The organism is Methylobacterium goesingense, assembly GCF_022179225.1.
Lineage (GTDB): Bacteria > Pseudomonadota > Alphaproteobacteria > Rhizobiales > Beijerinckiaceae > Methylobacterium > Methylobacterium goesingense.
This window is the reverse complement of sequence record NZ_BPQL01000075.1, coordinates 1-13,607: the sequence shown is the minus strand read 5'-3', so window position 1 is coordinate 13,607 and position 13,607 is coordinate 1. Positions and strand designations below refer to the sequence as shown.

Here is a 13,607-nt window from a genome sequence, read left to right as displayed (position 1 = left end):
CTGACCGAGATCGTCGGCCCGGCGGCCGGGCGCCTGCACACCGCGCGCTCGCGCAACGACCAGGTCGCCACCGACATGAAGCTGTGGGTGCGCGACACCCTGGACAGCCTCGACGCCCAGGCCGCCGACCTGCAGCGGGCGCTGGCCGAGAAGGCCCTGACGCACGCGGCCACGGTGATGCCGGGCTTCACCCACCTGCAATCGGCCCAGCCCGTCACCTTCGGGCACCATTGCCTCGCCTACGTGGAGATGCTGGCCCGCGACCGTGGCCGCTTCCGCGATGCCCGCGCGCGGCTCAACGAGTGCCCGCTCGGTGCGGCGGCGCTTGCCGGCACCTCCTTCCCCATCGACCGGCACGCCACGGCCGCCGCGCTCGGCTTCGACCGACCGACGGCGAACTCGCTGGATTCGGTGGCCGACCGTGACTTCGCCCTCGAATCGCTCGCAGCCGCGTCGATCTGTGCCGTCCACCTCTCGCGCTTCGCCGAAGAGCTCGTGGTCTGGACCTCGGCGCAGTTCAACTTCGTCAGGCTGTCGGACGGATACACCACCGGCTCGTCGATCATGCCGCAGAAGCGCAACCCGGACGCCGCCGAGCTGGTGCGGGCGAAGTCCGGCCGCGTCATCGGCGCGCTCACCGGGCTCCTCATCGTGATGAAGGGCCTGCCGCTCGCCTATTCGAAGGACATGCAGGAGGACAAGGAGGGTACCTTCGACGCCCTCCAGGCCCTCTCCTTGTGCTTGGCCGCCATGACCGGCATGGTGCGCGACCTCGAGCCCAACGCGCCCGTGCTGGCGCGCGCCGCCGGCTCCGGCTACGCCACGGCGACCGATCTCGCCGACTGGCTGGTGCGCGAACTCGGCCTGCCGTTCCGGGAGGCCCACCACGTCACCGGCCGCCTCGTCGGCGTGGCCTCCGCCCGCGATGTCGGGCTGGAGGCGCTCTCGCTGGCCGAGATGCAGGAGGCCGAGCCGCGCATCACGGAGGCGGTCTACGCGGTCCTCGGCGTCGAGAACTCGGTGTCGAGCCGCACCAGCTACGGCGGCACGGCCCCCGACAACGTGCGCGCGCAGGCGACCCGCTGGCTCGGCGCCCTTGGGAACGCCTGACCCGGCCGGCCTGAAGAACCACGCACCGGGCAGGTGCGTTCACGGCTTAGCTATGTGATGCTGTGTAGGACCTGCCCCGAGCCCCTCGGAGATCTCCCATGCCCGCCGACAGCTGGATCGCGCCCGACGACGTCCCCGCCCTCGCGGCCGAAGCCATTCAGCGGATCGACGCAGCCCTCGGCCGCCTAACCGACGCCGACCGGGACGCCTTCTGGGCCTCGGTGCGCAAGTGCTACAACACGCCCTACAACGATCCGAAGCCGCGCCCGCTGCCGCGCATCCAAGCGCCCGAGATGGCGGTGCCCGAGCCGGCGCAGTCCCAGGCTGGGCCGGACGGGAGCCTCGGAACCGTCCTCTCCGCCGCGCTCGCGGCCATTCCGATGCCGGCGGGCTTCGCGCCCGAGGCCCACGCCGTCTGAAGCGCCGCCGGTCGCAGACCTCCGTATGAAACCGGCGCGCGGGCGCCGCAATTTCGGACGCAATTTCGGACGAATGTCAGGGTCTCTCGGCCCGGCGGCGTCCTTCCAAGGGTCCTTCATGATTCCTGTTCTGTGGCGCGGTCTCCGGTTCGGAGCCGCCATGATCGTCCTGACCGCCGTGGCGCCCTTCGTGCCGCTGCCCCATACCCTCGGCGCGACGCCGGCTTTCGCTCAGGAGGCCGCCCCGGAGGAACCGGAGGCCCCGGGCAAGAAGCGCCGGCGCGGGCGCGAGAAGAAGGCGCCCGTGACGGCCCCCGGCATGCAGCAGGCGACGCCGGTTGCGATTTTCGGCGACTGGAACGTCTTCGCCAACGGCCAGGGCAAGACCCGCGTCTGCTACGCCATCGCCCAGCCCCAGACACGCTCCCCGAAAACCCTGAAGCGCGACACGGCCTACCTGTTCGTCACCGTGCGCAAGGCCGAGAACGTGGCCAACGAGGTCGCGGTGATGCTGGGCTTCCCCGCCAAGCCCGCGAGCAGCCAGGCCAAGGCCAATGCGGGCCCCGCCGCCACCGACCCGACCCTGAACCTCGGCGCCACCCGCTACGGCCTCGTGACGAAGGATAACAACGCCTGGCTCCAGAACCCGGCCGAGGAGACCCGCGTGGTCACCGAGATGACCCGGACCCCGAAGCTCCAGATCAAGACCACGTCGCTGCGCGGCAATCCTACCAGCGACGAGTACGCCCTGGCGGGCTTCGGCGATGCGATGAAGCGCGCCCGCGAGGAGTGCAAGTAGGCGGGCCTATGCCGGGCCCGCGTCACCCGCCCGCGCCGCCTCGGCGCGGATCGCCGCCAGGGTGAGATGGGCCGGCGGGCCGTGGCCGGTGAGATTCAGCCCGTCGGCGCCAGTGGCGAGGAGGAGGGACAGCGCCTCCCGCAGCGAGGCCGACGCCGCGATCGCGGGGGCGCCCGGGACGGCGCCGGGGCTGCCCAGGCTGCCGGCGGCCATCAACGCGAGGCGGCGCAGGGCGCGGTCCTGGCCCACGAACCCGGCGGCGAAGGCGTCCGCCGGTGCGGCGAGCAGGCGCTCCGGCGCATCGGCCTGGACGATGCGGCCCGCGCGCATGAGCACGACGCGGTCGCCCATCCGCATGGCCTCGTCGATGTCGTGAGTGACGATCAGCACGGTCTTGCGCAAGCGGCGCAGGATGGCGCGGATCTCGCCCTGCAGGCGGTCGCGGGCGAGGGGATCCACCGCGCCGAAGGGCTCGTCCATGAGGAGGACCGGCGGGTCGGCGGCGAGCGCCCGGGCCACGCCCACGCGCTGGCGCTGGCCACCGGAGAGTTCGTGCGGGCGGCGCGCCCGGTATTCGGCCGGATCGAGGCCGACGAGGTCGAGCATCGCGTCCACGCGCTCGGCGATCCGCGCCCGCTTCCAGCCCAGCAGGCCCGGAACGGTGGCGACGTTCTCGGCGACGCTGCGGTGGGGGAACAGGCCGACGCCCTGGAGCACGTAGCCGATGCGCCGGCGTAGGGTCACGGGGTCGCCCCGCGTCACGTCCTCGCCCGCCACCAGGACCCGGCCCGCATCCGGTTCCACCAGCCGGTTCACCATGCGCAGCGTGGTGGACTTGCCGCAGCCGGAGGGCCCGATCAGCGCGCAGACGCTGCCTTCCTCCACAGCGAGGTCGACATCGTCGACGGCGGGGCGCTCGGCGCCCGGAAAGCGCTTGCTCACCCCCTCCAGGCGGATCACGGCGCGGGTCCGGACTGGCTTCAGCAGCCCTTGCCTCAGCAGCCCTTGCAGATCGAGCCCATGGTGGTGCGCATCTTGGTGTCCCAGGCCTTGTCGCGGGCGGCCGCCGCGCGCTGGGCCTTGGCCATGTCGGCCTCCGTGGAGGCGCGGGTGTAGGGGGCCTTCGCCGCGCCGCCACCACTCGGCGGCTTCGTGACGCCGGTGGCGGTGATGTTGCGCGGGACGGGGCCCGGCGCCCCGGAACTCGGCTGCGCCAGGGCCGGCGCGGCACCGAGCAGGACGGTTAGGGCGCTGAGGACGGCGATGCGGGACATGAGGAGGACAATCCCTGACAGGGTTCGAAGGTCGCGCGCGGGGCCGAAGCGACGCCGTGGCCCCACACGTCTGCCCTGTCTACGACGGACAGCGGTAAACAATATGGCGCCTGAACCATTGTCCGCGACGCATGCGGATCCGGCGGGGTGCCAAACGGCACGCGCGCACGCGGGACGTTTCAGGGGCCGCTGAGGAAACCGATGCGCTCGCGGGCCGGCTGGCCGATCCAGAGCAGGACGGCACCGATCACGAGGCCGAGCAGGGCGGCGGGCGCCAGGGTCAGGGGCAGCACGAGGATCTGCCAGAGCCAGGGGGCCACCCCCTCCACCGTGCCCTGCAGGGCGCTCGCCCGGTCTTTGAACAGGGTGAAGGCGAGGTCGCTGACGCTGGTGATGCGCAGGGCATTGTTCGCGATGGAGCGGGCGCCGTCGTAGACGAGACAGACGAAGCCGCCCGCGAGAAAGACGAGCCCGAGGAAGCGGCTGAGGAAACGGACCATCGCACCCGATCGCATCCGCCGGCATCCGCGCCGGCCCTGGGTTTGAGTAGGAGGGCGGGCCGACGGGCGCAAGCCACCGCTGCGAGAGGCATCGCCGCGAGAGCCATGGACGCCGGAGCCTGCGGGCCGCGCGGTTTGCGCCGGATGGCGAGCGCGCCATATGCGGGCACGGGGCCGCGCGGCGCGCGGGGCCCGGCCGCAACCCGAGATCCGACCCAGACCCATGCCCGACGCCTCAACGCTCCTCGATCCGCTGCCCGCGCCTGGCGAGACCGCACCGCCCCTCGGGCTTGTGATCTTCGATTGCGACGGGGTGCTCGTCGACAGCGAGCCGATCAGCCTCGCGCGCCTCACCGCCGGCCTCAACCGCATCGGCGTGCCCATCGACGTCGAGACCGTGCGGGCGCGCTTCGCCGGCACCTCGATGGTCTCGATCATGGAGCACATCGCGCGCGATTACGGGGTCACGGCGCCGGACGGGTTCGTCGAGGCGGTGAAGGCGGACACGCTGCGTGCCTTCGACACGGAGTTGCGCGCGGTCGCCGGGGTCGCGGCGGCGGTCGCCGCCCTCGGCCTGCCCTCCTGCGTCGCCTCCAGCAGCGACCCCGTGCGGCTGCGCCATTCCCTCGGGCTCACCGGGCTGCTGGCGCTGTTCGAGGGGCGGATCTTCTCCTCGACCATGGTGGCACGGGGCAAGCCGGCGCCGGACCTGTTCCTCCATGCCGCCGCCACGATGGGCGTGGCGCCCGACGCCTGCCTCGTCATCGAGGACAGCGTGCCCGGCGTCACGGCCGCCCGTGCCGCCGGCATGCGGGTCGTCGGCTTCAGCGGCGGCGGCCACTGGAATCATGACCCGGCCGCCGCCGACCTGACGCGGGCCGGCGCGGCCCGGATTTTTCGCGATTACGGGGATCTGCCCGCCGTGCTCGCGGCCGCCTGAGGCGGTCGCGCAGGAAGCATCCCCGCAGGGACCGAAGCGTGGCCCTTTCTGCCACGCACGGTACTGCATTCGGAAGATCGATCCGTTGACGAAACGCAACGCGATGAGCATCTTTAAGACGTTCGACGACGCCCAAACGTGTCGCCGGACCGCGGTGATTTGAAGTGTGTAGCTTGCGCCGCGTCATCAAACGCTAAAGCACCGCGATGCGCGCGCGCCTCGTGGTCCTTCCTGGAAAGGATGACTTGCCGTGACTGTCTGCGACGCAATCCTCCGGCAGGGCGACGCCTCGCTCCTCCGGTCCTCGGCTTCCCGGTCCCAACGCGGCTGCTGTCGACGCTGACCTCTCCGTCGCGTCCCACCGTTCGTTGTCCGCCGGCCTGGCGCCGGCCACCGGAGTCCTTGTCATGTCCCATCTTCAAATCGAGGCCGAGCGGGCGCTGAATCGCCTGCACGCGGCCCCCGGCTTCGTGGATCACCGGGCGGAGCGCGCCCGCAACCGCCTCCATGCCGAGCCCGCGCCGGCCCGGATCATCGAGGTCGGCGAGATCGCCGCCGGGATCGCCGTGCCGGAGCCCGGCGGCGTGCGCTTCTTCTCTTCGAACCGCGACTTCGACCTCCTCGACGGCGCGGTCTTCCGCAGCGTCGAGCAGGCGGCGCGCGCCGCACGCGACCGCTTCCGCCATCGGATCGGTGCGCGGGAGAGCCGCCTCCAGGCCGTGTGAGCCCGGCGCGCTGGCCGCCGCGTGTCAGACCGGCCAGCACGCCTCGCGGTAGGCCCCGTCCCAGAACAAGTATTCGAGGCGGGTGGCCTGAGCGTAGGCATTGTGCATCCGCGCGCGGACATCCGGCGAGGCGCCCGCGGCCGCCTCGTCGGTGGCGGCGATCATCTCGGCCACCGCCTGGGCGAAGTCCTCGCCCGCATAGGTGTCGATCCAGGCGCGGTACGGGTTGTCGGCCCGCGCGCGGGAGAAGATGTCCCGGCCGATCTCGGCATAGATCCAGAAACAGGGCAGCAGCGCGCCGAGCACCACCTCGTAGGGCTCCGCATACGCGGTGGCGAGGAGGTAGGAGACGTAGTGGTCGCACGGAGGCGACAGCGGCGTGTCCGCGAAGGTCGCGGCGTCGATGCCGTAATCGCGGAAGAAGCCGCCGTGGAGCGAGCGTTCCACCACGATGGCGGTCTCGGCCGCGCGGGCGAACTGCACCATCCGGTCGGGGTTCGGCGCCTTGGCGGCGGCCATAGCCAGCGCGCGGCTGAAGCCCACGAGGTAGTGCGCGTCCTGCACGATGTAGTGGATGAAGCGCGCCCGGGCGAGGCTGCCGGCGGCGAGCTCGGCATTGAACGGCATGGTGCGGATGGCCTCGTAGGCCTCCGCGTTGCGGGCCCAGGCCTGTGCGGAGAAAGCCTGCGCCGAGAAGGCCTGCGCGGAAAACGTCTCCGCCGGGACGGGGTCGGTCATGCCCGAGTCTCCCGCTCGAAGGACAGCGTGACGCCGTGACGGGCGCGGGCGCCCGGCGCCAGCAGGCGCTGCGAATCCCGGCCCGTGAGGTCGCCGGCAAAGCCCGCCCAGTCGGCGTGGCCGGTCCAGCATTCCAGGGAGAGGAACGGGGCCGTCGGCTTGGTCCAGACTGCCAGATGGGGGAAATCCGACACCGCGAGGCGGATCGCCGTGCCGTCGGGTCCGGTGAAGCGCATCCAGCCGCTCGCCGCATCCCGGAAGACCAGGGCCTCGGTGAAGAGCGCCGGGTCGAGGGGCAGGGTGTCGCCCGTGAGCGGGATCGGCCGCTCGTCGCGCAGGAGCAGGCCGCCCGCGCCCACTTCCGGCACGAAGGGCCGCTCCGGGTGCTCGAAGCGGACCGCGTAGCCGCCCCCGGCGGCGCGGGTGCCCCCGGCGAAGGGCCAGGGGAAGGCCGGATGGAAGCCGAGCCCGTAGGGCAGGGGCACCGCGTCGGTGTTCTCGATCCAGATCTCGAAATCGAGGAGGCCGGGTCCGACCCGCGCGACGATGTCGAGGCGGAAGGCGTAAGGGTAGTGCGCCCGGGTTTCCGCGCTGTCGGTGAGGCGCAGGCTCACGCTGTCGTCGGAGCGCTCGATCACCGTGAAGGGCAGGTCGCGGGCAAAGCCGTGCTGCGGCATGGGGTAGGCCTGGTCCCCCACATGGACCGTGCCGTCGCTGGAGGCGCCGACCACCGGGAAGAGCCAGGGTGCGTGCCGGTTCCAGTGCGCGGGGTCGCCGCTCCATAGGTACGCGCGGCCCCCGACCTGCCAGGAGACGGGCTCGGCCCCGTCGGCGTCGATGACCGCCTGCGTGCCGTCGCCGGCCGTGATCGTGATCCGTTCGCCCATCTGTATCCTGTCGTCCGGCTGGCCGCCGCCCTCGCGGGGCGCGGTGGGAGGGGTCAGCGCGCCTTCAGCACCGCCCGGCAGGCGGCCGGAAGCGCGGCCATCGTCATCGGCGGCTTCGGGCGCGGCGGCTTCGTGGCGGGCTTCGGATTCATGATCGCGTCGCTGAACCAGTAGGCCAGTTCCTCACCGCAGCCGTCGCCGGAGGGCGGCGGGGCCTGGTCGCCGCACTGGTCCTGGCCCGCCGGGCAGGCGAGGCGGATATGGTAGTGGTAGTTGTGCCCGTACATCGGCCGCACCTTGGAGAGCCAGGCGCGGTCGCCGCCGGCCTCGCGGCACAAGGCCTTCTTGATCGCCGGGTTGACGAAGATGCGCGCCACCTCGCGCTCCTGCGCCGTCATCCGGATGAGCTTGAGGTGCTCGGGGGTCCAGACCTGCGGGTCGATGTCCAGGCGGTCGGGCCGGACCACGTTGGTGGCGGAAGTCTCCTCGCGCTCGGTCCGACTCATGCGGTGGTCGGGCATCGGGGTCAGCCAGATGTCGGCGTCGAGGCCGAGCTGGTGCGAGGCGTGGCCGGTGAGCATCGGACCGCCGCGCGGCTGCGACATGTCGCCGACGAGGAGGCCGTTCCAGCCGATGCGGGGGGCCTTGGCGGCCAGCCGCTCGAGGAACTCGACCAGCGGCGGGGTGCCCCACATCCGGTTGCGCGACAGGCGCATGACCTGCCAGTTCGGTCCGTCGACGGCCAGGGCCTCGCCGCCCGAGAAGCAGCCCTTGGCATAGGACCCGTAGGCATGGGCGGGGCCCGGTGCCGGGGTCAGGGCGCGGCCGAACAGGGCCTTGGCCGGCGTGTCCGGGGCGTCCGGGTTGGCCAGCGGCGGCAGGGGCTTCGGGTTCACGCTGCCCCGGTCCTGGGCCTCGGCGGGCAGGCCGAGGCAGGAGCCGAGGAGCACGAGCGTCGCGAGGCGAAGGCGAAGGGTCAGCGGAGGGCTCCCGGGATCGCGTCCCCGCGGGGCGGGGCGCCGAGGATCTTCTATGGGCGAGGAATCGAGGTCTCGAAGCCACGCTAGTCCATCGGGGATCGCCCCGTCGAGGGTCCGCGGCGTCGCCCTACTCCACCGGCGCCACGGCGATCCGGATCGTATCGACGGCCGCATCGCTTACCAGGAGGGTGATCGGCGCGGTGCCGAGCTGGAACCGCACGCTTTTCGCCAGCATCGGGCACCCGGGGCGCATCGTGCTCGCGGTCGGGGGCCGGGTGGTCCGGTCGTCCTGGCTCACGTCGATCCAGGCCCGGTCCGACAGGGTGACCTGGTAGGCGCCGGGGGCGAGCGGCGCCGCGAGGTGCAGCACGCCGCCCCGGGCCCCGGGCCTGGACTCCCGCGAGGGCGCGAAGGGCGGGGCGACCGCGTCCTGCGGCTTCAGGACCAGGATGGCGGCCGGCATCGCCGCCGCCAGGGTGCCGCCGGATTCGACCCGCGGCAGGCTGGAGGCCGAGAACCACGCCTGCTCGCGCAAGAGTGACCAGTCGAACTGCGTGCAGGCCGCCGGGTCCGCGGCCGGCAAACCGCCGGAGGACTGCGCCCGGGCCCCCGCGAGGGGAGCCGCACAGGTGGCGGACAGCGCGAGGAGCGCGGTCGCGGCGAGCCGGCGCATCGCCCTCAATCCACCGCGACCAGCACGTCGGAGGACTTCACCACGGCGTAGGCCTCTCCGCCCACGGTCAGCTTCAGGCTGTCGACGGATTCGTTGGTGATCGAGGCGGTGACCAGCTGGCCGCCGGCGATCTCGATCTTCACATGGGCCGTGGTGGCCCCCTTCTCGACCGAGACGACCTTGCCCTTGAGGACGTTGCGCGCGCTGATCTTCATGACGACGGATTCCCTTGCGTTGGGCCGGCCCGGACGGGGGCCGGCGCGGCGGGACGATGCCGCTCACGCCGGCGCGGTGCAACCCGTCCGGATGCAACCCAGCACCGGAGCCCGCGCGACCGTGATCGGGCTCACGGGGCTTCGTCCTCCTCCGGCGCGCTTTCCTCCTCCGAGACCCGGCGGCGCGAGCCCCATTCGGCAAGGGCGGCGTTGAGGTCGTCGAGGACGAAGTGGCGGGCGCTGTCGCGGTCGTAGCCGTCCGCCAGCAGGTCGTCGTACTCGGTGAAGACGTGGCGGGCATAGGCCACCAGGGCGAGCCAGGCCGCGTTGTCCGGCCGCGCGTTGCGCAGGCCGGGGCTCGCCAGGGCCCGGTCGGTCACCGCCTCGCTCTCGAACGCGGGCAGGCGCGGGGCGAGTTGCGCCAGCGCCGCCGCGACCGCCTCCCGCCTGTTCATCGCGTGTCTCCCATTCTTCGGGTCGCTTCGGCCTCAGCGGTCGTGATGGCCGGCGATCAGGCGGTCGGTGAGCGCCATCAGGAGGCCCGAGACCACGAAGACCATATGGATGCCCACCAGCCAGGCCAGATCCCGGTCGCTCATGCAGGGTCTCGCCCCGGGCGCCCGGGCGATGACCGTCACACGCGACGCGGGCATGTCGCATGCGGGGGCCGGGCCGGGCAAGGCGTACGAGGGGCGCGCACGAGGAAGGCGTGTGGCGCGCGGGTCGGAGGACGCCGGCATGGCCGGACCTCGGGTGCGGCGCGCCGCCGGAATCAGATGAATTCGGGATGATTTATCGTGAAGCGTTCGCTAAAGATTTCCTGTCAAGTATCGGCAGTCGGGCGGGAGGCCGGACCGCACGCCTGTTTGACCGGATCCGCTCGTGACCCAGACCAACACGGTTCTCATCGTCTCGGACCGGCCGCAACTCGCGGCCCTGCTCGCCCGCGCCGTCGAGAACGTGGTCGCCTGCCGCTGCATCGAGCCGAGTGAGCCGCTGCCCACCGCCCTGCCCGCCGTCGCCGTGGTGGACGTCAGCCGGAACGCCGCCCTGGCCCGTGCCTGGGTGGCGCGGCTGCACGCCTCCCGCATCGCGACCCTGCAGCTCACCAACAAGGCCGATGCCATCGGCCGCGCGGTCTCGGCCACCCGGACCCTGCGGGCTGACGCGCCCCGGACGGTGGTGCTCGCCACCCTGTTCGGCCTCATCGATTCGCGCCGGACCAGGGAGCGTCCGGTCCTGGGCGTCGCGACGGCGGCGCGGGCCGAGAGCCTGGCGCGGGTCGCCGACGCCATGATTACCCGTGTCTTCGAGGCCGCCGGGGCGGGCAGCGTCCTGACCCCAGCCGAGGCCGATGCCGGGACGGAGGTCATCCTCGAGGCGATCTCGGAATGCGGTATCCGGACCTGGCTGGAGGCCGTCGAGCGCCATGACCAGCAACTCTACCAGCATTCCCTCAGCGTCGCCGGCTACGCGGCCGCCTTCGGAACCGGCCTCGGCCTGCCCCACGCCGACCAGATGCGCCTGGCCCGGGCGGCCCTGCTGCACGATCTCGGCAAGGCCCGGATCCCCCTGGCGATCCTGAACAAGCCCGGCCGGCTCACTCCCGCCGAGATGGCGGTGATGCAGACCCACCCCGCCATTGGGGCCGACCTCCTGCGCGACCAGGACGGCTTCGACGCGCAGACGCTTCAGGTGGTGCGCCATCACCACGAGATGCTCGACGGCTCGGGCTACCCCGACGGACTCGCGGGCGCGGCGATCCCCGACCTCGTGCGCCTCGTCACGATCTGCGACATCCATTCGGCGCTCACGGAGCGGCGTCCCTACCGCGACCGGCTCCCGCACCGGCAGGCCCACGCCCTGATGCTGGACATGGTTCCCCGGCTCGATGCCGACCTCCTGCGCGCCTTCGAGCGCGTCGTGCTGCACGCCATCCCCGACGTCGCGGTGGCGTGAGGGGGCGGACTCCGGCGCGTCCGCCGCGGCGAAATTCCGGGCCGGATGCCCAAAGCCCGGCAGGATAATGCCCCTCGAAAGCGATTCTCTCCCAGACTCGCGATATCCGGAGCGTTTCTCTCCGAGGCCGGATGCTTTCAAAAGAACGTTTCATTGATTCTCGCGTCCGTAGCGGGCACGTTTTCCTCAGAACGGCACCGCAGAAGTATCTGTGGGCCGAGCCCTTCTACAGAGCCAAGATCTTGAAAAACGCCGATGTGGACCAGCGCTCGTCTTGAGCGATGGCACGCTCGCGTCCCGAGGTCTTGTCGCCGAGCGAGAGTCCTTTCATGTCGCTGCCCCGCATCGTCGGCTTCACCGCCAACCTCCAGCGCCCCTCGAAGACCCGGGCGCTGGCCGAATCCCTCGCCGAGGCGGTCGGCGCGCACCTGCGGGCGGACATTCGTCTGTTCGACATGCTCGATGCCGGCACCGGCCTCGGCGCGGCCTGGTCGCGTGACCTGCTGCCGCTGCCGGCGCGCCGCATCGTCGAGGCCATCGAGGGCGCCGACGCGCTGATCGTGGGCACGCCGGTCTACAAGGGCGCCTATACGGGCCTGTTCAAGCACCTGTTCGATTTCGTCGATCCGGCGGCCCTGGTGGGCAAGCCCGTGATCCTCTCGGCCACCGGCGGCGGTCCACGCCACGCCCTCGTGGTCGAGCATTCCTTACGCCCGCTCTTCGGGTTCTTCAGCGCCCACACCATCCCCAGCGCGGTCTACGGCTCGGACGCGGATTTTCGCGACGGCGCCCTCGTCGATCCGGGCGTGAAGGCCCGCATCCAGGACGCGGCGGGCCAGCTCGCGGACCTGCTTCAGGCGCGGGCCGCGCGTGCCGGGGCGCCGGACGCTCCGCTCACCGCCTTCGCCAGTGCCGGCTGAGGGGCGTCCGGCGATGCTCTCCCGACGCAACCTCCTCGCGGGTGCCCTAGCGGCGGCCCTGCCCGGGCCGGCGCGGGCCCAGGGTGGCACCTTCCGGATCGGCTACCAGAAGAACGGCATCCTCGTGGTCGCCAAGCAGCAGGGCGCGATCGAGCAGGCGCTGAAGCCCCTCGGCGTCTCCGTGCGCTGGACCGAGTTCTCGTTCGGGCCCCCGGTCCTCGAGGCCCTCGGAGTCGGCGCCATCGATTTCGGTCAGACCGGCGCGCCGCCCCCGGTCTTCGCCCAGGCCGCCGGCAATACCCTGCTCTACGTCGCGGCCCAGGATGCCGGCGGCTCGGGGGAGGCGATCCTGGTGCCGCCGGGCTCGACCCTGACGACGCTCGCCGACCTCAAGGGCCGGCGCGTCGCCTTCGCCAAGGGGTCGAGCGCGCATTACCTCGTCGTCCGCGCGCTCGAGAAAGCCGGGCTGACCTACGCGGATATCGAGCCCGTGACCCTGGCGCCCGCGGATGCGGCCGCCGCCTTCGCGCGGGGCGCCGTCGACGCCTGGGCGATCTGGGACCCGTACTTCGCCATCGCCGAGCGCCAGCCCGGCATCCGCATCCTGGCCAGCGCCGCCGAGATCGAGAAGCCCACCAACTTCTTCCTCGGCAACCGGGACTTCACGCAAGCCAACGCCCCCGTGGTTCAGGCGGTGGTCTCTGCCCTCGGTGACGTCGCAGCCTGGTGCGAGGCGCACCGCCCGGAGGTCGCCGCGCTGCTGTCGAAGGGCACCGGCGTGCCCCTCGACGCGACCCAGCGCGCCGTCGACCGCAGCGTCTACGTCATCGCCCCGCTCTCCGAGACGGTCATCGCCGGCCAGCAGCGCGTGGCCGACCGCTTCCAGGCGCTGGGCCTGATCGCCAATCCCATCCGCGTCCGCGATGCCGTGTGGACGCCGCCGGCTCCTCCGGCGAGCAAGGGCTAAACCCCATGACGACCTCCTTCAGCACCCGCACCCTGGAGCGCCTGACGCCCTGGCTCGTGCCCGCCGCGATCCTGCTCGGCTGGCAGGTCGCCGCCTCCACCGGCCTCGTCTCCACCCGCTTCATGCCGGCCCCCTCGGGGGTCATCGCCGCGGGGTGGCAGGCGGCCCGAAGCGGCGAGCTCTGGACCAACCTCTCGATCAGCTTCGCCCGCGCGGCCGTCGGCTTCCTCATCGGCGGCGGCATCGGCTTCGCGCTCGGCCTCGCCAACGGCCTGTCGCGGCTCTCCGAGCGCCTCACCGACACCACGCTGCAGATGATCCGCAACATCCCGCACCTGTCGCTGATCCCGCTCGTGATCCTGTGGTTCGGCATCGACGAGGAGGCCAAGCTCTTCCTCGTGGCCATCGGGGTGTTCTTCCCCGTCTATGCCAACACCCTGCACGGCATCCGCTCGGTGGACCCGGCCCATCTCGACGAGTTGCGGGTCCACCGAGCGGATG

Annotated in this window: 18 protein-coding genes and 1 pseudogene; 9 read left to right on the top strand and 10 right to left on the bottom strand. The window is 72.1% G+C overall.

Features of this window, described 5'->3' with window-relative positions; genetic code table 11:
* The 3 genes from argH to MFF30_RS14545 all read left to right on the top strand — a co-directional run.
* The coding region (argH, locus tag MFF30_RS14555; RefSeq protein WP_238280110.1) for an argininosuccinate lyase at positions 1-1,110 on the top strand (1,110 nt) is incomplete at its 5' end.
* 98 nt (positions 1,111-1,208) lie between these two features.
* Positions 1,209-1,529: a hypothetical protein gene (locus MFF30_RS14550; RefSeq protein ID WP_238280109.1), complete on the top strand. Its 321-nt coding sequence runs from the start codon at positions 1,209-1,211 to the stop codon at positions 1,527-1,529.
* Between the two features lie 160 nt (positions 1,530-1,689).
* Entirely contained in the window at positions 1,690-2,328 is a 639-nt protein-coding gene (locus MFF30_RS14545; RefSeq protein ID WP_238280108.1) for an invasion associated locus b family protein, read from the top strand.
* A 6-nt stretch (positions 2,329-2,334) separates the two neighbouring features.
* Here the strand turns inward: MFF30_RS14545 and MFF30_RS14540 are convergent, their stop codons facing one another.
* The 3 genes from MFF30_RS14540 to MFF30_RS14530 all read right to left on the bottom strand — a co-directional run bounded on the left by MFF30_RS14540 (position 2,335) and on the right by MFF30_RS14530 (position 4,102).
* Positions 2,335-3,288 (bottom strand): ABC transporter ATP-binding protein, encoded by a 954-nt coding sequence (locus tag MFF30_RS14540; protein ID WP_238280107.1) that lies wholly within the window; start codon positions 3,286-3,288, stop codon positions 2,335-2,337.
* Positions 3,289-3,323: 35 nt separating this feature from the next.
* Positions 3,324-3,602 (bottom strand): hypothetical protein, encoded by a 279-nt coding sequence (locus tag MFF30_RS14535; RefSeq protein ID WP_238280106.1) that lies wholly within the window; start codon positions 3,600-3,602, stop codon positions 3,324-3,326.
* 179 nt (positions 3,603-3,781) lie between these two features.
* Positions 3,782-4,102 carry a PetM family of cytochrome b6f complex subunit 7 gene (locus tag MFF30_RS14530; RefSeq protein ID WP_238280105.1) on the bottom strand — a complete coding sequence of 107 codons (321 nt, stop codon included), beginning with the start codon at positions 4,100-4,102 and terminating at the stop codon, positions 3,782-3,784.
* Positions 4,103-4,325: 223 nt separating this feature from the next.
* Between MFF30_RS14530 and MFF30_RS14525 the strand changes: the two genes are divergently transcribed.
* Positions 4,326-5,042: an HAD family hydrolase gene (locus MFF30_RS14525; protein ID WP_238280104.1), complete on the top strand. Its 717-nt coding sequence runs from the start codon at positions 4,326-4,328 to the stop codon at positions 5,040-5,042.
* Between the two features lie 407 nt (positions 5,043-5,449).
* Positions 5,450-5,767 (top strand): hypothetical protein, encoded by a 318-nt coding sequence (locus MFF30_RS14520; RefSeq protein ID WP_373320905.1) that lies wholly within the window; start codon positions 5,450-5,452, stop codon positions 5,765-5,767.
* Between the two features lie 24 nt (positions 5,768-5,791).
* Here the strand turns inward: MFF30_RS14520 and MFF30_RS14515 are convergent, their stop codons facing one another.
* From MFF30_RS14515 to MFF30_RS26095, 7 genes and pseudogenes are all read right to left on the bottom strand, one after another.
* A complete protein-coding gene (locus MFF30_RS14515) occupies positions 5,792-6,505 on the bottom strand; it encodes a TenA family protein (RefSeq protein WP_238280103.1) in 714 nt (237 codons plus the stop codon).
* Positions 6,502-7,392, bottom strand: coding sequence for an aldose 1-epimerase family protein (locus MFF30_RS14510; protein WP_238280102.1), 891 nt, complete (start codon positions 7,390-7,392; stop codon positions 6,502-6,504). Before MFF30_RS14510 ends, MFF30_RS14515 begins: the two co-directional genes overlap by 4 nt.
* 53 nt (positions 7,393-7,445) lie before the next feature.
* Positions 7,446-8,342: a penicillin-insensitive murein endopeptidase gene (gene mepA / locus MFF30_RS14505; protein ID WP_238280101.1), complete on the bottom strand. Its 897-nt coding sequence runs from the start codon at positions 8,340-8,342 to the stop codon at positions 7,446-7,448.
* A 157-nt stretch (positions 8,343-8,499) separates the two neighbouring features.
* The gene (locus MFF30_RS14500) at positions 8,500-9,045 is read right to left on the bottom strand and encodes a hypothetical protein (RefSeq protein WP_238280100.1); all 546 of its coding nucleotides are present in this window, start codon (positions 9,043-9,045) and stop codon (positions 8,500-8,502) included.
* 5 nt (positions 9,046-9,050) lie between these two features.
* Positions 9,051-9,260: a TOBE domain-containing protein gene (locus tag MFF30_RS14495; protein ID WP_055948660.1), complete on the bottom strand. Its 210-nt coding sequence runs from the start codon at positions 9,258-9,260 to the stop codon at positions 9,051-9,053.
* A 131-nt stretch (positions 9,261-9,391) separates the two neighbouring features.
* Entirely contained in the window at positions 9,392-9,715 is a 324-nt protein-coding gene (locus tag MFF30_RS14490) for a DUF2293 domain-containing protein (RefSeq protein ID WP_238280099.1), read from the bottom strand.
* A 33-nt stretch (positions 9,716-9,748) separates the two neighbouring features.
* Positions 9,749-9,856 (bottom strand): annotated as a pseudogene (locus MFF30_RS26095) (TIGR00645 family protein); the annotation flags it as partial.
* Between the two features lie 286 nt (positions 9,857-10,142).
* On the opposite strand from MFF30_RS26095, the gene MFF30_RS14485 reads away from it, so the two are divergent.
* From MFF30_RS14485 to MFF30_RS14470, 4 genes are all read left to right on the top strand, one after another.
* Positions 10,143-11,219: an HD-GYP domain-containing protein gene (locus MFF30_RS14485; protein WP_238280098.1), complete on the top strand. Its 1,077-nt coding sequence runs from the start codon at positions 10,143-10,145 to the stop codon at positions 11,217-11,219.
* A 329-nt stretch (positions 11,220-11,548) separates the two neighbouring features.
* Positions 11,549-12,139, top strand: a complete 591-nt coding sequence (msuE, locus tag MFF30_RS14480) for an FMN reductase (protein ID WP_238280097.1) — start codon at positions 11,549-11,551, stop codon at positions 12,137-12,139.
* Positions 12,140-12,152: 13 nt separating this feature from the next.
* Positions 12,153-13,106 (top strand): aliphatic sulfonate ABC transporter substrate-binding protein, encoded by a 954-nt coding sequence (locus MFF30_RS14475; protein ID WP_238280096.1) that lies wholly within the window; start codon positions 12,153-12,155, stop codon positions 13,104-13,106.
* 5 nt (positions 13,107-13,111) lie between these two features.
* On the top strand, positions 13,112-13,607 hold a 496-nt coding region (locus tag MFF30_RS14470), incomplete at its 3' end, for an ABC transporter permease subunit (RefSeq protein WP_373320904.1).